Genomic DNA, 16,985 nt, shown 5'->3' with positions numbered 1-16,985 from the left:
TGACGGCGGCGCCGGCGCCCACAACCTCGTGCCAGGCTGCCGCATCCGCCGTCCGTGTTGGTTCGGACGCAGGCATTATCCCACGCCATGTCTTCCACTCCTGCCATCCCTTCCCCGGACGCCGCCGACGGCGACCGCCGCGTGCTGCGCTCCCGGCTGCTGACCCTGCGTGCCGGCCTGGCGTCGCGCGCCGAGGCCGATGCCCGCATCGGCGCCGCGCTGGCCGAACTGCTGGCCGGGCTCGCCGTGCGCTGCCTGGGCTTCTACTGGCCGATCCAGCAGGAATTCGACGCCCGTGACGCCGTCGCCCGTTGGCTCGCCGCCGTGCCGGGCCGCCAGGCCGCCCTGCCCGCGGTCAGCCGCCCGGGCGCGCCGCTCGACTTCCACCTGTGGACGCCCGATACGCCGATGGCCACCGGCCACTACGGCATCCCGGTGCCCGACGGCACCGAGGCCGTGACGCCCGATGCGCTGGTCATTCCCTGTGTCGGTTTCAGCCCGGACAAGTTCCGCCTGGGCTACGGCGGCGGCTTCTACGACCGCACGCTGGCGGCCATGCCGCAGCGGCCGGTGGCGATCGGCATCGGCTACGAGTCCTGCTGCATCCCGCTGCAGGCGCAGCCGCATGACATCGCGATGGACTGGATCGTGACGGAAACGGGGACGTTCTAGCCTGTCAGGCTGACGGCGCGCCAGCCGCAAAGCTTGAGCCCGGACGGCGCTCAGCCCCCCTGCACCAGCTCGTCCACCAGCGCGCGCATGCAGCGCCAGTGCGAGCCCTCCCAGAACACGCGCCGGCAGTGGTCGCAGGTGGAAAAGCTGCGATGGCGCTCGAGCACGCCTTCCGGCACGCGTCCCGCGGCGGCGGTGGCATCGAGCGTGTGCAGCGGCACGTTGCAATCCAGGCACAGCGAGAACGGCCGCGCGCTGCGCGCCAGGTCCAGCCGCGCAAAGATCTCGCGCACCTGCTGCCTGGATTTGATCGCACGCACATAGCAGCCGTGCGTGATGCCGCGGCGCTTGAGCAGCTCGCGGTCGCGCGTCAGCACGACGCGGCCTTCGTCGACGGCGATGCGCTCGATCTCGCTGTCTTCAAAGTGGTTGTCGTAGAGGGTGTCGAAACCGGTCATGCGCAGCAGGTGCGCCAGGCCGCCCAGGTGGGCATCGGCGACAAAGCGCATCACGCGCAGCGGCTGCTCGCGGACCCGCAGCAGCGGCGAGACGTCCAGGCGTTCGAACTTGGGATAGACGGAGACGCGGTCGCCGTCTTGCAGCAATCGCTCGAAGCCGGAGGATTCGCCGTTGACCAGGATCAACTCGACCTCGGTGTGCGGCACGCCCAGCGCTTCGATCATGTGCTTGACGGTGGCGGCGCGCGCGCAGGCGCAGGGGAGGTCACGCCGGCGCTGGTCCGGCGCGAGGAAGTCGTTCAGTTCCTCGTAGAAGCGGAAGGTGGCGGTGACCATGTGGGCGAGTATGGCACCGTTTTCGCGCTGCGTGCGCGGGCTCAGCCGGCCTGGTTCCCCAGCCGCAGCGCCGCCTCCACCGCCAGCTTCGCCCACGGCGTCATCGCCGCCGGCGATTCCAGCGCCGCGGGCGGCAGGCTCAGGTAGTGCCGCATGGTGACCTCGCGCTTGGCCGACTGGTAGCGGAACGGCTCGCTGCCCTCGGCCTCGAACTTCGCCCGCGTCGCGTCATCGGCTTTCAGGTAGCAAGTGCCATCCGACACCAGCGCAAACATCAGCCCGTCATAGAACAGCCCGTGCCCGCCGAACATCCGCTTGGCGGAGACCGGGCCGATGCGCGCCGCCAGCGGCGCCATCAGCTCCAGCAAATGCTCGATGAACGGGTCCGGGCGGCGCGTGGCCATGCTGGCCTCAGAGCTTCAGCCGCTGCCAGATCGCCTTGGTCGCGCCGGCCGCGTTGAGCGTGTAGAAATGCAGCCCCGGCACGCCCGCGGCCAACAGCCGCTCGCACAGGGCAGTGACCACGTCCAGGCCAAAGGCGCGGATCGATTCGCGGTCGTCGCCAAAGCTCTCCAGCCGCTTGGCCACCCAGCGCGGCACTTCGGCCCCGCACGTCTCGGAGAAGCGCATCAGCTGCGTGTAGTTGGTGATCGGCATGATGCCCGGCACGATCGGCACCTCGAGGCCCGTCGCGCGCACGTCATCGACAAAGCGGAAGTAGGCGTCAGCGTTGTAGAAATACTGCGTGATCGCCGAGTTGGCGCCGGCCTTGACCTTGCGCACGAAGTTCTCGAGATCGTGGCGCGGGGACTTGGCCTGCGGGTGGTACTCCGGATAGGCCGCGACTTCGATATTGAACCAGTCGCCGGTCTCGGCACGGATAAACTCCACCAACTCGTTGGCATAGCGGAATTCGCCGATCTCGCCCATGCCCGAGGGCATGTCGCCACGCAGCGCGACGATATGGCGGATGCCGCCCTCGCGGTATTTTTTCAGGATCTCGCGGATGCTCTCGCGCGACGAGCCCACGCACGACAGGTGCGGCGCGGCCTCGATGCCGTCGCGCTGGATTTCCAGCACCGCGTCGAGCGTGCCTTGCTGCGTGGTGCCGCCGGCGCCGAACGTCACCGAGATGTACTTGGGCTTGAGCGGGGCCAGCTGCGCACGCGTGTTGCGCAGTTTTTCCGTGCCCTCCGCCGTCTTGGGCGGGAAGAATTCAAAGCTGAAGTAGCGGTCTTGCATGATGGTGGCGCGCCGCGTTGGCGCAGCGCGCGGTATGGATTCGTGGTCCGCTTCAGTCGTTGCGGTCGCCCAGCAGCAGGCTGGACAGCAGCCACGAGATCACGCTGTACAGGATGGAGCCCAGCAGGGCCGCCCAGAAGCCGCCGACGGTAAAGCCCGAGAGCAGGTTGCCGACGAACAGGAACAGCAGCGCGTTGATGACGAAGATAAACAGCCCCAGCGTCAGCAGCGTCACCGGCAGCGTCAGGATCACCAGGATCGGACGGATCAACGTGTTGACCAGGCCCAGCACCAACGCCGCCAGCATCGCCGAGCCGAAGCTCTTGATGTGGATCGACGAGATGATGTACGGCAACACGAACAGCGCAACAGCGTTGATGACCCAGACGACCAATAGTCTCATGACGGCTCCTTGAAGGTGGTTCCTCCCCTCTCCCATTTATGGGAGAGGGGAGTCCGGCAAGCGCGAACGGTGAACCGTATCAGTAGCGGTAGTGATCCGCCTTGTACGGGCCTTCCTTCTTCACGCCAATATAGGCGGCCTGCTGGTCAGTCAGCTCGGTCAGCTGCGCGTTCAGCTTGCGCAGCTGCAGGCGCGCCACCTTCTCGTCCAGGTGCTTGGGCAGCGTGTAGACGCCGACCGGGTACTTGCCGCTGTCGCGTTCCTGCCAGAGTTCGATCTGGGCGATGGTCTGGTTGGCGAACGAGCTGCTCATCACGTACGACGGGTGGCCGGTGGCGCAGCCCAGGTTCACCAGGCGGCCCTTGGCCAGGATGATCAGCTTCTTGCCGTCGGGGAACTGCACGTGGTCGACCTGCGGCTTGATCTCGTCCCACTCGTACTTCTCGATCGAGGCGATGTCGATCTCGTTGTCGAAGTGGCCGATATTGCAGACGATGGCCTGGTCCTTCATCTTCGCCATGTGGTCATGGGTGATGACGTGGTAGTTGCCGGTGCAGGTGACGAAGATATCGCCGTGCTCGGCGGCGTAGTCCATGGTCACCACGCGGTAGCCTTCCATCGCCGCCTGCAGTGCGCAGATCGGGTCGATCTCGGTCACCCACACCTGGGCCGACAGCGCGCGCAGCGCCTGTGCGCTGCCCTTGCCCACGTCGCCGTAGCCGGCCACCACGGCGACCTTGCCGGCGATCATCACGTCGGTGGCGCGCTTGATGCCGTCCACCAGCGATTCGCGGCAGCCGTACAGGTTGTCGAACTTGCTCTTGGTCACCGAGTCGTTGACGTTGATCGCCGGGAAGCGCAGTTCGCCCTTCTGGGCCATCTGGTACAGGCGGTGCACACCGGTGGTGGTTTCCTCGGTCACGCCGCGGATCGCTGCCAGGTTGCGGCTGTACCAGCTCGGGTCCTTGACCAGCTTTTCCTTGATCGCGGCGAACAGGTAGGTTTCTTCCTCGCTGGTCGCCTTGGCGATGACGGACTCGTCCTTCTCGGCACGCGCGCCCAGGTGCAGCAGCAGCGTGGCGTCGCCGCCGTCGTCCAGGATCATGTTGGGCGTGCCACCGTCAGACCAGTCGAAGATGCGGTGGGTGAAGTCCCAGTATTCCTTCAGCGATTCGCCCTTGAAGGCGAACACGGGCGTGCCGCCGGCGGCGATGGCGGCAGCGGCGTGGTCCTGCGTCGAGAAGATATTGCACGAGGCCCAGCGCACGTCGGCGCCCAGTGCCTTGAGCGTCTCGATCAGCACGGCGGTCTGGATCGTCATGTGCAGCGAGCCGGCGATGCGTGCGCCCTTGAGCGGCTGCGCGGCGGCGAATTCATCGCGAATCGCCATGAGGCCGGGCATTTCGGTCTCGGCGATGGCGATTTCCTTGCGGCCCCAGGCGGCGAGGCCGATATCGGCGACGATGTAGTCTTGCTTCAGGTCGGTCACAGCGTTCATGTTTCACTCCGGTGAAGAGTGGCACGCAGGTGACGAGTACGGGAGGTGGGCCGCGCCAATTGCATGACAAAAAGCATGCATGGCGGGCGGATAGGTCGACTCGCCTCCGTGCGAAACCACGGATCAGCGAGCGCCGTTGAAGACAGTCCGAGCCTGGCGGATGGCTTGGGCGGCTGTGCCGCCGGCCCGGCAATGTGCTCTGCCTGGCCCCCATCCGTTGCAACGCTCCTCGGAGTGGCGGTATTGTAGCGTGCCCGGCTGCCTTGCGCACCGGCGATTTGCCTGCGCGCCTGCGCCGGCTCCCCGAATTCCTTCCCAGATGATTCCAACGCCACCCCGCACCCTGACCATCGCCGGTTCCGACTCCGGCGGTGGCGCCGGCATCCAGGCCGACCTGAAGACCTTTTCCGCGCTGGGCTGCTTCGGCATGAGCGCCATCACCGCGATCACCGCGCAGAACACGCTGGGCGTGACCGGCGTGCACGCCATCCCGGCCGACATGGTGGCCGCGCAGATCGACGCGGTCGCCAGCGATATCGGCGTCGACGCGGCCAAGACCGGCATGCTGGGCACCGCCGCCATCGTCGAGGCCGTGGCCGCGGCAGCGGACCGGCACGGCATCCGCAAGCTGGTGGTAGATCCGGTGATGATCTCGACCTCCGGCGCGACGCTGTCGGACGACGCCACCACGCAGGCGATGGTGCGGCTGCTGTTCCCGCGCGCGCTGCTGGTCACGCCCAACCTGCCCGAGGCCTCTTACCTGCTGGGCCGCAAGATCACGCGCCGCGCCGAGATGGAACAGGCCGCCGCCGACCTGATCGCAATGGGCTGCCCGGCCGTGCTGCTCAAGGGCGGACACCTGGATGACGACGGCCCGGCCGGCGGTGCCGGCGGGCTGGATGACCTGTTGATGCTGAAGGACGGCACCGTGCGCGTGTTCACGCACCCGCGCGTCGCTACCCGCAACCTGCACGGCACCGGCTGCACGCTGGCCGCGGCGATCGCGTCGCAGCTGGCGCGCGGGGATGCGCTGGAGGTGGCGGTCGGCAAGGCGCTGGACTACGTGGCGCAAGCCATCGCGGCCGGCGCCGCGCTGCGGCTGGGCAGCGGGAACGGTCCGCTGAACCACGCTTTCGCGCCACGCGCGCTGGGCTAAGAATCACATGCCGATGCTGACCGATATCGACCTGCGCTGCGATCCCGAAGCCGCGTTCTACCTCAAGCATGAAGTCGTCGACGTGGTGTTCGCCACCGAGCCCGGCGAACTGATCAGCCGCGAAGGCCCCAACCGCTACCTGCCGGGCGATGCGCTGATCACCAGCCGCAGCGGCGACCGCTGGTGCGTGTCGCGCGACCGCTTCGATCCCAAGTACGAAGCCGTGCCGCCGCTCGCGCATGGCCAGGACGGCGCCTACCGCAACAAGCCGATCGCGGTGCTGGCGCGCGAGATGCACGAGGCCTTCAGCATCGAACGCAGCGCCGGCGGCGACGTACTGCACGGCAAGCCGGGCGACTGGCTGATGCAATACGCGCCCGGTGACTATGGCATCACCGAGCGCGCAAGGTTTGAACAGGTGTACCGGCCGCTGGAGGACTGAGCGGCCATCAGCAAATCAGTTGCCGCCGCTCGACATCGGCACCAGCTTGAACGCGGCCCGCGCCACGCACACCACGGTGCCGGCCGCATCCTTCACTTCCCCCTCGCAGAACGCGATGCGCGCGCCGCGGCGCAGGCAGCGTGCTTCCAGCGTCAGCTCGCCGCGCGCGGCGGCGAGGAAATGGGTCGACATGTCGATGGTGATCACGCCGGTTTCCAGCGGCGCGTGCGAGCGGGCGGCGCCGCTCAGCGTGAAGTCCAGCGTCGCCATCAGCGTGCCGCCGTGCACATCGCCACGGCTGTTCACCAGCGACGGGTGCGCCGGCAGCCGCGTGCGACACAGGCCCTCCTCGATATGCACCGGCTGCAGGCCGAAATAGCGCATCAGCGGGACGTCGATGCCAAAGTAGGGCTTGTCGGGCGTGCCGGGGGCGACGGGGATGATTTCGGGGGCGGGCTGGGAGGACATGATCGGGATGGCGGCGGATGGTTGGCGAGGAATGCTGGCTGCCATCATAGCGGCGGGCTGCCGCTCGATTCTGGCGGGTGGGCGAATGTCGCACAAATCTTGGCGCTAGCGATACACGTCCCTGCAGTTCCCAAGACGCAGCACCACAACAGTGATGTGCGCGTCCTCGATCTGGCAAATCAAGCGCCAGTCGCCGACCCGGTATTTCCAGTATTCGCCAAGCTCACTGCCCTTCAGGGCTTCGCCAAGCGAGCGGGGGTCGACGGATGCCGCAACCCGCTCGCGCAAGAACGTGACAATACGCCTGGCGACCGGCCGGTCCAGCTTGGCAAGTTGTTTCTCTGCCGTTTGCGTGACTTCAATCCGCCAGGCCAAGCCGCGCCTCCAGCTCATCCAGCGTTACCGTGGATTCCTCGCCGGCGCGAACACGTGCGGCAACCTTGTCTGCCAGATACAGGTCTTCAAGATCATCCAAGTGCTGCATGATGGCCTCACGCGCATAAAACGTCTTGGTGCGGCCGGTGCGTTTGGCAAGGGCTTCCAGGCGGGCTTCGATATCCTCTGGCAGTCGGATGGCAAGCATGACAGCCTCCAAAGTGATTGCTATACAGGTATAGCAACGATGAAATCCTGCCGTCAGAATACCTGCCGCATCGCTACGCGTTGTCGCAACCCCGCCGCCCGTTGCGCCGCCAGCGCATCTCAGGCGTACTGACCAGGCGCAGTAGCGCGGGCAGGTCGGCGTCAGGAAACAGCGCCGCCGCGGCCAGCTCGATCTCGGGCAGGCGCACCAGGTCGTCCGCCACCGCCAGGCGGACGCGGTGCGCGGCGGCGATCGGCGCCATGGCAAGAGCCGCGCTCAGGCGGCCGGGAACAGGCTGACCAGGTGGGCCACCGCGGCCCGCACGTCGTCGGCTTCGGTCACGGCACGCACCACCGCCGCGCTGCCGACGCCCACCGCCAGCACTTCGCGCATATTGCTCGCGTTGACCCCGCCGATGCCCACCAGCGACGGGATCACCGGCTGCATCAGCTTCACATAGGCGCGGAAGCGGCCCATGCCTTGCGGCTGGGTCGGCATCACCTTGGTGGTTGTCGGGAAGATCGCGCCCAGCGCCAGGTAGCTCGGGCGGATCGCGGCCACTCGCAGCATCTCGGCGTAACCGTGGGTGGAGACGCCCAGCCGCAGGCCCGAAGCACGGATCGCGTCGAGGTCGGCGTCGTCCAGGTCTTCCTGGCCGAGGTGGATGCCGTAGATGCCGCTCTGGTCGCCGCCGTTGTCCGCGCGGTAGTCGATCGCGGCCTGCCAGTGGTCGTTGATGAACAGGCGCGAAGTCGAGCCCCGCATGGCCTTGGCCGCGCGCGCGATCTCGGTGCGCACTGGCGCGGGGTCATCCGACTTGAAGCGAAGCTGCACCGTCGGCACGTTCAGCGGTGCAAGCCGCTCGATCCAATCCGCAGTCGGCACCACCACGTACAGACCCAGCGCGGGGCACGGCGCAAACGGGGCTGCCGTTTGCTCCGGCGCCACCAGCGCGGCATGCCGCACGTGCGGGAAGCGGGCGAAGTCCGACGGCCAATCGGCCGAGCCGGGCTCCCAGGCGCGCGCCAGGCACAGCGCGTCATGCGCGGGGAAATGCAGCGACAGGCAAGCCAGCAGCACCGCGACAAAGGCGGGCGAATGCGGCTGGTCGGTATCAGCCTTGACGCTGAACACCCACGTGCCCATCGGCGAGCGCACCGTGTCGACCCACTGGCCGCCCTCGCGGTCGGTCTCGATCAGCGTGGCGCCGGTGGCGGCGACGCGCCCGATCACTGCCTCGGTGGCTTCGCCATCGGACAGCAGCACGTCGTGCGCGCCGGGTTGCGCCGGCGCGTCTTCCAGGCGCCAGGCCTGCCACGGCTTGTCATCGATGCCGAAGGTCTCGCCATAGTGTTCGAGCACCGCCTGGCGCAGCGGGCCGTCGGCGGGGGCATGCACGGGGCGGCGGGTCATGCGCGCTGCTCCGTGCTGTCCGCATGCCAGAACGGCATGCCGACCACCGGCGTGCTGGCCTGCGCGACTTCGCGCTCGGGCATCGGCCCGGCCAGGTAGGCGGTGCGGCCGGCTTCCACGGCCTGCGCGAAGGCGCGCGCCATGTTGACCGGATAGGCGGCCTGCGCCACCGCGGTATTGAGCAGCACGCCGTCGTAGCCCCACTCCATCACCTGCGCTGCGTGCGACGGCAGGCCCAGGCCAGCGTCGACGATCAGCGGCGTGTCCGGCAAGCGTTCGCGCAGCACCCGCATCGCATGCGGGTTGACCGCGCCGCGGCCGGTGCCGATCGGTGCGGCCCAGGGCATCAGCGCCTGGCAGCCGACGTCAAGCAGGCGGCGGCACAGCACCAGGTCTTCGGTGCAGTACGGCAGCACCTTGAAGCCTTCCTTGATCAGGGTCTCGGCCACGGCGGGCAGGTTCAGCGTGTCGGGCTGCAGCGTGTAGTCGTCTCCGATCAGTTCGAGCTTGATCCACGGCGTTTCGAAGACCTCGCGCGCCATCATCGCGGTGGTGATCACCTCCTGGGCGGTGAAGCAGCCGGCGGTGTTGGGCAGCACCGGCACGTTGAGCGCCTTGAGCATCTGCCAGAAGGCCTGGCCGCCTTCGCCGTTGCCGACCGCGCCCTGGCGGCGCAGCGCGACGGTGATCATGGCGGGCGTCGAAGCCTGCACGGCCGCTTCAAGCGTGGCCGGCGACGGATAGCGCGCGGTGCCGAGCAGCAGGCGCGAGCCGAACGACTCGCCATACAGCACGAAGGGATCGCGCAGGGTTTCGGAAGGTTCGAATGTCATGGGTCAGCCTCCCGTCACGGGTTGCACGAGGTCGATGCGGTCGCCGGCCGCAAGGGGGGTGTTGGCGTGCGCGGCGCGCGGCACGAACTGGCCGTTGACCGCCGCGGCAAAGGGGGGCGCGACCTGCGCCGCGGTCACCGCGTCCGCCAGCGTGGCGGATTCGGTAAGCGCGAGCGGTCGGCCGTTGAGCAAGATTTCCATGTCTGTCATGCGTTAATGCAGCAGCCCGGCGGGCGCGACCATGTTAGCTGCCGGTGCTTCGGTCACCGCCTCGATCATGCCGGGCCAGCGCAGCGCCGCCGGCACCGCATGCGCGGCGGGATCGCCCTTGAGCAGCGCACCGACCACCGCGCACGCGGCCTCGGTCACCGCCGGCGCGATCAGGAAGCCGTGGCGGTACAGGCCGTTGACGCGCACCACGCGGGTACGCTGGTCGACGCGGATCGCCGGCAGGTGGTCGGGCCGCGTCGGGCGCCGCTGCACGTTCAGTTCCAGCACGCGCGCCTCGCCGAAGGCGGGGTGCAGCGAATGCGCCGCCGACAGCAGTTCCAGCGCGGAGCGCACGCTCATCGGCGACTCGTCCTCGCTTTCCAGCTCGGTGGCGCCGATCACGTAAAGGTCGTTGGGCTTGGGCGCGATATAGATCGGGTAGCGCGGATGCAGCAGCCGCACCGGCCGGTGCAGCTTGACGTCGGGCGCATGCACGCGCACCACTTCGCCACGCAGGCCGCGCAGGCCCGGCTTGTCGCCGCCCGGCCGCGCTGGCCAGGCCGAGCGCGCGCCCAGGCCGCGGCAATCCAGCACCACGTCGGCACGGATGCCGAGCGTGGGCAGCGTCGCGGCATCGACTTCGCCGGCTTCCCAGACACAGTGGACGCCTTCGCTGACCGAACACGACAGCAGCGCGCGCAGCACGCCACGGTTGTCGAGCTGGCCTTCGCCCGCGAGCAGCAAGCCCTGCGGGAAACGGCCCGCCAGCGCGGGCTCGACTTCGCCCACGCCCTTGCCATCCAGCGCGCGCAGCCGCTGCGCTACCAGCTCAGGCGGCGCCACCGCGCGCACGCGGCTGGTGAACAGCGACATCTCGCCGCGGTCGCGCGCATGCCAGACCACCAGCGTGCCGTCCTCCTGGAAGAAGACCGGCTCCGGCAGCTCGGCCAGCCACGCGCGCCACAGGTCGACGCTGGCGATACCCAGGTCGACGATGCGGCGCTCGGCAATGGCCGACTCCGCCAGCGGCGCCAGCATGGCCGCGGCCACATAGGCGGCCGAGCCCGCGCCGTCCGGCCCGGCCCGCTCCACCAGCGCCACGCGGGCGCCGCTGCGTACCAGTTGCCAGGCGGCCAGGCGGCCGGCAAGACCGGCCCCGAGGATGGCGACGTCAAACGACTGCACTGCTGTCATGAGGGGTGTTGTGCCGGACGGGGCGTGCGGCCGCGCCGGCCTCCTTGTTGTCGGTGCCGCCGCGCGGGGCACTGCGCGGCGGCGGAACACGAGCGGGCATGGGTGCGAAACCATGCCCGTACTGCCTGCTACTGCATCACGAGTAGATCTTGCTGCCCTTCTTCAGGAACTCGATCGACTTCTCTTCCATGCCCTGCTGCGCTTCCTTGGGCAACGACGCCGCGTAGTCGCGCACTTCCTGCGTGATCTTCATCGAGCAGAACTTCGGCCCGCACATCGAGCAGAAGTGGGCGATCTTGGCACCCTCGGCCGGCAGCGTGGCGTCGTGGTACGAGCGCGCGCGTTCGGGGTCGAGGCCCAGGTTGAACTGGTCTTCCCAGCGGAACTCGAAGCGTGCCTTGGACAGTGCGTTGTCGCGCAGCTGCGCGCCAGGCCAGCCCTTGGCAAGGTCGGCAGCGTGGGCCGCGATCTTGTAGGTGATGATGCCTTCGCGCACGTCTTCCTTGTCCGGCAGGCCCAGGTGCTCCTTGGGCGTGACGTAGCACAGCATGGCGGTGCCCATCCAGCCGATATTGGCCGCGCCGATGCCGCTGGTGATGTGATCGTAGCCGGGGGCGATGTCGGTCACCAGCGGTCCCAGCGTATAGAACGGCGCCTCGTAGCAATGCTTGAGTTCTTCGTCCATATTGGCCTGGATGCGCTGCAGCGGCACGTGGCCCGGGCCTTCGATCATCACCTGCACGTCGTGCTTCCACGCCTTGGCGGTGAGCTCACCCAGCGTGCGCAGCTCGCCGAACTGGGCGTCGTCGTTCGAGTCCGCGATGCAACCCGGACGCAGGCCGTCGCCGAGGCTGAACGACACGTCGTACGCCTTCATGATCTCGCAGATCTCGTCGAAGTGCGTGTACAGGAAGTTTTCCTTGTGATGTGCCAGGCACCACTTGGCCATGATCGAACCACCGCGCGAGACGATGCCGGTGACGCGCTCGGCGGTCAGCGGCACGTAGCGCAGCAGCACGCCGGCGTGGATGGTGAAGTAGTCCACGCCCTGCTCGGCCTGCTCGATCAGCGTGTCGCGGAACATCTCCCAGGTCAGGTCCTCGGCGATGCCGCCGGTCTTGTCCAGCGCCTGGTAGATCGGCACCGTGCCGATCGGCACCGGCGAGTTGCGCAGGATCCATTCGCGGGTTTCATGAATGTGCTTGCCGGTGGACAGGTCCATGATGGTGTCGGCGCCCCAGCGGATCGACCACACCATCTTTTCCACTTCCTCGGCCAGCGACGAGGTCACCGCCGAGTTGCCCAGGTTGCCGTTGATCTTCACGCGGAAATTGCGCCCGATCGCCATCGGCTCCAGCTCGGTGTGGTTGATGTTGGCGGGAATGATGGCGCGGCCCGAGGCGATCTCCTGGCGCACGAATTCCGGCGTGATGTCTTCCGGACGCAGCGGCAGGCCGGCGCCCAGCGCGTTGCCGGGATGCTGGCGCAGCAGCGCCTTGTATTCGGCCTTGTCGTACAGCGCCTGCAGGTTCAGCGACTCGCGCAGCGCCACGTACTCCATTTCCGGCGTGATGATGCCCTTGCGCGCATAGTGCATCTGCGACACATTGGCGCCGGCCTTGGCGCGGCGCGGATTGGTCAGCTGGGCAAAGCGCAGGTGCGCGGTGGCGGGGTCGTTGGCACGGTCGCGGCCGTATTCCGACGACAGGCCCGGCAGCACTTCGGTGTCGCCGCGCTCTTCGATCCACTTGGCGCGCACGGCGGGCAGGCCGGCCTTCAGGTCGATATGCACGTCCGGATCGCTGTACGGACCCGAGGTGTCGTACACCGGGATCGGCGGATTCTGCATCTCGCCCTTGTCGGTGCGCGTGGAAGTCTGCAGGATCGTGCGCAGCGGCACGCGGATATCGGGGCGGCTGCCCGTCAGGTAGGTCTTGCTGGAAGCCGGGTAGGCAAATTTCTGGTCGAGGTCGCTTTCGAGCGATTCGAAGGAAGCTGCGGGGGCAGTACGGGCCATGGGTGTCGTCCTCTCTCTTGCGGGGTGGACGAAACCAGGAGCCCTGTGAGCGCTGCCTCGGCCTGGGGCCGGTGTAGCGAGTCCCGGAGGGACAAGAGACTTGGTCTTGTGAAACTTCCCACGCCGGTACTAACCGGATCGGGTTCGAAGGGACTCTCTCAGCCGCACGGCCCATCCGTACGGCACCCCTGTTTCATCCAACGGGGTGAATTTAAGCACAAGCCCCCGGCAGGCGCCACCCCTAATTCGGTCGCAACTGCCGTGCGCCAACGTATCCAATGCGGCATGCTGCAACGCGTCATGAAGCCTGCGCCGCAGCTAAGGGCATCCCCCGGCACTCAAACGCGTGTTACGTGCTCTACCATGCAATAAGACGAGCTTGCCGCCAACGCCAGACAGCCTTGCAGGAATTCCCCATGACCGAAGCTGCCACCCACCGCGTGTTCAACCAGGTGCCCGACCTCGTGCACTACAACCTCTTCGCCACCGACCCGGCGCTGCGTGGCGCACTGGAACGGCTCGGCGGCGGCTGGCACGCCGAGACGCTCGGCCAGTTCGGCGCGCGCCTGGGCGAGCCGGAGGTCCAGCAATGGGCGGCCGACGCCAACCGCTACACGCCCGAGCTCCATACGCACAGCCGCACCGGCGAGCGCATCGACGTGGTGAGCTTCCACCCGAGCTGGCATGCGCTGCTGTCGCTGCTGCGCAGCCAGCAGTTGCAGTCGCTGCCCTTCGCGCAGCCGCGCGCGGGCGCGTGGGCCGCGCGCACGGCGGGCTACTTCCTGCAGGCGCAGGTGGAATCGGGCTCGCTGTGCCCGCCCACCATGACCCTGGCGAGCATCCCCGTGCTGCGCAAGGAGACCGCGCTGTTTGCCGAGCTGGAGCCCCGGCTTTATGCCGCCGAGCACGATGCGCGCGACCTGCCCTGGCGCGACAAGACGGCCATCATGATCGGCATGGGCATGACCGAGAAACAGGGCGGCTCCGATGTGCGCGCTAACACCACCGTGGCGCGCGCCGTGCGCGGCGAGGGCCGCGGCGCGGAGTATGCGCTGACCGGGCACAAATGGTTCTTCTCCGCGCCGATGTGCGATGCGCACCTGGTAGTCGCGCGCATGGGCGCCGAAGACGGGCCGCTGTCGTGCTTCTTCGTGCCGCGCTTTCGCGATGACGGCAGCAAGAACCCGATCCTGATCCAGCGGCTGAAGGACAAGCTCGGCAATCGCTCCAACGCGAGCAGCGAGGTCGAGTTCCGCGACGCCACCGGCATCCTGATCGGCGAGGAAGGCCGCGGCATCCCGACCATCATCGAGATGGCCACTAGCACGCGGCTCGATTGCGTGATCGGCAGCGCCGCGATCCTGCGCGCGGCCTTCGTGCAGGCGCTGCACCACACGCGCCACCGCAGCGCCTTCGGCCGCCTGCTGGCCGACCAGCCGCTGATGCGCAACGTGCTGGCCGACCTGGCGCTGGAATCGGAAGCGGCGACGCTGCTGATGATGGAACTGGGCCACGCCTTCGAGCACGCCGACGATGATCCGCTCGCCGCCGCATGGAAGCGCGTGGTCACGCCCGCGGCCAAGTACTGGGTGTGCAAGCGCACGCTCGAAGCCACCGGCGAGGCGATGGAGGTATGGGGCGGCAACGGTTATGTCGAGGAAGGCCCGATGGCGCGGCTGTATCGCGAAGCGCCGGTCAACTCGATCTGGGAAGGCTCGGGCAACATCATGTGCCTGGACGTGCTGCGCGCGATCCAGCGCAATCCCGACGATGCCGCGCGTTTGCTGCAGGACCTGCAGCGCCGCGCCGGCGGGCATCCGGCGGTGCGTGCGGAACTGGCCTCGCTGCAGGCGATGCTGCACGAGGCGCCGGAGCATCTCGAAACGCATGCGCGCCGCTTCGCGCAGGACCTGGTGCTGACCGCGCAGGCGGCGCTGATGCTGGCGCATGCCGATGTGGAGAACGCCGAGCTGTTTGTCGCCAGCCGGCTGGGGCGGCAGCATGGACGGGTGTTCGGCACGCTGGATGCGGATGCCGAGACGCTGAAGCGGGTGTTTTCGCGCGGCTTCGAAGGCTAGCCCACCGCACCCTGCTCCGCCCTTACCGCCCTTACCGCCCTTACCGCCCTTACCGCCCTTACCGCCCTTACCGCCCTTACCGCCCTTAAGCCTCCATCGACTCCAGCACGCGCAGCATCACCCGCGGCGCAAAGCGGATCAAATCGTGCGCGCGCTCGCCGATCATGATCGCCGGCGCATTGGTATTGCCACCAATCAGCGTCGGCATGATCGAGGCATCGACCACGCGCAAGCCCTCCACGCCGCGCACGCGCAGCTGCGGGTCGACCACCGCCATCGCGTCCATGCCCATGCGGCAGGTACCCACCGGGTGGTAGATGGTATCGGCATGTTCGCGGACCATCTCGCGCACGTCGGCGTCGTCGCTGCCGTCGGCACGCAGGTGGGCGGAATACAGTTCGCGTCCGCCGAAGCACGCCAGCTGCGGCTGCGCGAAGATCCTGCGCACGATGCGCACGCCGGCCACCATGTCGTCGAGGTCGCGCACATCGCTCAGGTAGCGCGGGTCGATCAATGGCGCGCGCCGGATATCGCCCGATGCCAAGCGCACCTCGCCGCGGCTGCGGGGGCGCAGCACGCAGACGTGGCAGGAGTAGCCGTGGCCGCGATTGAGCTTGCGCATGTGGTCGTCGGCCATGCCGACCACGAAATGCAGCTGCAGATCGGGCTCGGGCAGGTCTGGGCGGCTGCGCAGGAAGCCGCCCGCCTCGGCGAAATTGCTCGACAGCATGCCGGTGCGCTCGCGCCGGTAGCGCAGCATTTCCGAGAACAGCCGCGCCAGCCCGCCGAAGGACACGCCGAACAGTTCGGGCGCGGCCACGCGCTTGTGTAGGATGACGTCGAGATGGTCCTGCAGGTTGGCGCCCACGCCGGGCAGGTCGTGCACGACGCCGATGCCGAGTTCGCGCAGCTGCGCCGCGGGGCCGACGCCCGACGCCATCAGCAATTGCGGCGAGCCGAACGTGCCGGCGCAGACGATCACGTCGCGGCGTGCGCGCAGCAAGTGCTGGCGACCGTCGCGCGCGACCAGCACGCCGGCCGCATGGCGGCCTTCGAACACGATGCGCAATGCCTGCGTGCCGGTCAGCACATGCAGCCGCGCGCGGCCGCCGTTGCAGGCCTTGTCGCGCACGTTGCCGCCGTGCAGGTAGGCGCGCGCCGCGTTCCAGCGCTCGCCCGCGTGCTGGGTGACCTGGTACCAGCCCACGCCCTCCTGCTCTTCGCCGTTGAAGTCGTCGTTGCGCGGGAAGCCGGCCTGCTGCGCGGCTTCGATAAAGCGTTCGCCGAAGGGATTGGGGCTGCGCAGGTCGGATACGTGCAGCGGGCCGTTGCCGCCATGCAGCGGGTCGTCGTCGCTGCCGGCCAGGCGCTCGTTGCATTCGGCCCGGCGGAAATACGGCAGCACGTCGTCCCATGACCAACCGTCGCAGCCGGCGTCGGCCCACGCGTCATAGTCGGCGGGCCGGCCGCGCGTGTAGATCATGGCGTTGATCGACGACGTGCCACCCAGCCCGCGCCCACGCGGCTGGTAGCCGCGGCGGCCGTTCAGGCCGGGCTGCGGCACGGTCTGGTAGGCATAGTTGCGCGCGCCGGCGCGCGGCAGCATCGCGGCAGCCGCGGCGGGTGTTCGTACCAGCACATGGTGATCGTGGTGCCCGGCCTCGAGGAGGGCAATGGTGTCGTCGCCGCTGTCGGCGAGCCGTCCGGCCAGCGCGCAGCCCGCCGAGCCCGCGCCGACGATGACGAAGTCATAGGTGGTTTCCATCTGTCTCCCCGCGAGTCCGCAGGCGGCGCGCATGCGTGAGCTGGGCGGGGCCGGACTGACCGGCCGCGCGCGCCCTGTCCGTCCAGCGGATGGCAAGCCGTGAGATTCAGTGTAGACGCTGGCCGCAGGGGTGGAGAAGGACAGTAGGGATGACCCGCGGCGCGATGCAGACGGCCGTTTGAATCGCCCGTCCGGTGGCAAACTTCCATTGCCACGG

At 68.3% G+C, this 16,985-nt stretch carries 19 protein-coding genes and 2 riboswitches; of the genes, 4 read left to right on the top strand and 15 right to left on the bottom strand.

What is annotated here, in order from left to right:
• The first annotated feature begins 87 nt into the window (after positions 1-87).
• On the top strand, positions 88-672 hold the full coding sequence (locus K307_RS26740; RefSeq protein ID WP_042883863.1) for a 5-formyltetrahydrofolate cyclo-ligase: 585 nt from the start codon (positions 88-90) through the stop codon (positions 670-672).
• A gap of 50 nt (positions 673-722) precedes the next feature.
• Here the strand turns inward: K307_RS26740 and K307_RS26735 are convergent, their stop codons facing one another.
• The 5 genes from K307_RS26735 to ahcY form a co-directional block, all read right to left on the bottom strand.
• Complete coding sequence (locus tag K307_RS26735) at positions 723-1,466, bottom strand: Mut7-C RNAse domain-containing protein (protein WP_042883862.1); 744 nt, start codon at positions 1,464-1,466, stop codon at positions 723-725.
• 41 nt (positions 1,467-1,507) lie between these two features.
• Complete coding sequence (locus K307_RS26730) at positions 1,508-1,870, bottom strand: TfoX/Sxy family protein (protein ID WP_042883861.1); 363 nt, start codon at positions 1,868-1,870, stop codon at positions 1,508-1,510.
• A 7-nt stretch (positions 1,871-1,877) separates the two neighbouring features.
• A complete protein-coding gene (metF, locus tag K307_RS26725; protein WP_042883860.1) occupies positions 1,878-2,708 on the bottom strand; it encodes a methylenetetrahydrofolate reductase [NAD(P)H] in 831 nt (276 codons plus the stop codon).
• A 52-nt stretch (positions 2,709-2,760) separates the two neighbouring features.
• Positions 2,761-3,111: a phage holin family protein gene (locus K307_RS26720; protein ID WP_022533305.1), complete on the bottom strand. Its 351-nt coding sequence runs from the start codon at positions 3,109-3,111 to the stop codon at positions 2,761-2,763.
• 79 nt (positions 3,112-3,190) lie between these two features.
• Entirely contained in the window at positions 3,191-4,609 is a 1,419-nt protein-coding gene (gene ahcY, locus K307_RS26715) for an adenosylhomocysteinase (protein ID WP_042883859.1), read from the bottom strand.
• Between the two features lie 121 nt (positions 4,610-4,730).
• Positions 4,731-4,846, bottom strand: a riboswitch (S-adenosyl-L-homocysteine riboswitch).
• Between the two features lie 82 nt (positions 4,847-4,928).
• Between ahcY and thiD the strand changes: the two genes are divergently transcribed.
• Together thiD and K307_RS26705 are read left to right on the top strand one after the other, a co-directional pair.
• The gene (gene thiD / locus K307_RS26710) at positions 4,929-5,765 is read left to right on the top strand and encodes a bifunctional hydroxymethylpyrimidine kinase/phosphomethylpyrimidine kinase (RefSeq protein WP_051975197.1); all 837 of its coding nucleotides are present in this window, start codon (positions 4,929-4,931) and stop codon (positions 5,763-5,765) included.
• Positions 5,766-5,772: 7 nt separating this feature from the next.
• Complete coding sequence (locus K307_RS26705) at positions 5,773-6,207, top strand: PGDYG domain-containing protein (protein ID WP_042883858.1); 435 nt, start codon at positions 5,773-5,775, stop codon at positions 6,205-6,207.
• A gap of 15 nt (positions 6,208-6,222) precedes the next feature.
• Here K307_RS26705 and K307_RS26700 read toward each other — a convergent pair whose 3' ends face one another.
• From K307_RS26700 to thiC, 9 genes are all read right to left on the bottom strand, one after another.
• Positions 6,223-6,675: a PaaI family thioesterase gene (locus K307_RS26700; protein ID WP_042887442.1), complete on the bottom strand. Its 453-nt coding sequence runs from the start codon at positions 6,673-6,675 to the stop codon at positions 6,223-6,225.
• Positions 6,676-6,780: 105 nt separating this feature from the next.
• A complete protein-coding gene (locus tag K307_RS26695; protein ID WP_042883857.1) occupies positions 6,781-7,050 on the bottom strand; it encodes a type II toxin-antitoxin system RelE family toxin in 270 nt (89 codons plus the stop codon).
• On the bottom strand, positions 7,034-7,258 hold the full coding sequence (locus K307_RS26690; protein WP_042883856.1) for a TraY domain-containing protein: 225 nt from the start codon (positions 7,256-7,258) through the stop codon (positions 7,034-7,036). The genes K307_RS26695 and K307_RS26690 overlap by 17 nt, the downstream gene beginning before the upstream one ends.
• A gap of 73 nt (positions 7,259-7,331) precedes the next feature.
• Positions 7,332-7,520: a hypothetical protein gene (locus K307_RS26685; protein ID WP_042883855.1), complete on the bottom strand. Its 189-nt coding sequence runs from the start codon at positions 7,518-7,520 to the stop codon at positions 7,332-7,334.
• Positions 7,521-7,534: 14 nt separating this feature from the next.
• On the bottom strand, positions 7,535-8,671 hold the full coding sequence (locus K307_RS26680; protein WP_042883854.1) for a thiamine phosphate synthase: 1,137 nt from the start codon (positions 8,669-8,671) through the stop codon (positions 7,535-7,537).
• Positions 8,668-9,504, bottom strand: a complete 837-nt coding sequence (locus K307_RS26675; RefSeq protein WP_042883853.1) for a thiazole synthase — start codon at positions 9,502-9,504, stop codon at positions 8,668-8,670. The genes K307_RS26680 and K307_RS26675 overlap by 4 nt, the downstream gene beginning before the upstream one ends.
• Before the next feature lie 3 nt (positions 9,505-9,507).
• Positions 9,508-9,705, bottom strand: a complete 198-nt coding sequence (thiS, locus tag K307_RS26670) for a sulfur carrier protein ThiS (protein ID WP_042883852.1) — start codon at positions 9,703-9,705, stop codon at positions 9,508-9,510.
• Between the two features lie 12 nt (positions 9,706-9,717).
• Positions 9,718-10,908, bottom strand: coding sequence for an FAD-dependent oxidoreductase (locus K307_RS26665; RefSeq protein WP_042883851.1), 1,191 nt, complete (start codon positions 10,906-10,908; stop codon positions 9,718-9,720).
• A 136-nt stretch (positions 10,909-11,044) separates the two neighbouring features.
• Positions 11,045-12,925, bottom strand: coding sequence for a phosphomethylpyrimidine synthase ThiC (thiC, locus tag K307_RS26660; RefSeq protein WP_042883850.1), 1,881 nt, complete (start codon positions 12,923-12,925; stop codon positions 11,045-11,047).
• 98 nt (positions 12,926-13,023) lie between these two features.
• A riboswitch (TPP riboswitch) is annotated at positions 13,024-13,125 on the bottom strand.
• Positions 13,126-13,341: 216 nt separating this feature from the next.
• Between thiC and K307_RS26655 the strand changes: the two genes are divergently transcribed.
• On the top strand, positions 13,342-15,003 hold the full coding sequence (locus K307_RS26655; RefSeq protein ID WP_042883849.1) for an acyl-CoA dehydrogenase family protein: 1,662 nt from the start codon (positions 13,342-13,344) through the stop codon (positions 15,001-15,003).
• An 85-nt stretch (positions 15,004-15,088) separates the two neighbouring features.
• Here the strand turns inward: K307_RS26655 and K307_RS26650 are convergent, their stop codons facing one another.
• Complete coding sequence (locus tag K307_RS26650; protein ID WP_042883848.1) at positions 15,089-16,768, bottom strand: GMC family oxidoreductase; 1,680 nt, start codon at positions 16,766-16,768, stop codon at positions 15,089-15,091.
• Positions 16,769-16,985: the final 217 nt, after the last annotated feature.

The sequence above is a fragment of the Cupriavidus necator A5-1 genome (genome assembly GCF_000744095.1).
Lineage (GTDB): Bacteria > Pseudomonadota > Gammaproteobacteria > Burkholderiales > Burkholderiaceae > Cupriavidus > Cupriavidus necator_A.
This window is presented reverse-complemented; position numbering and strand designations above follow the sequence as displayed.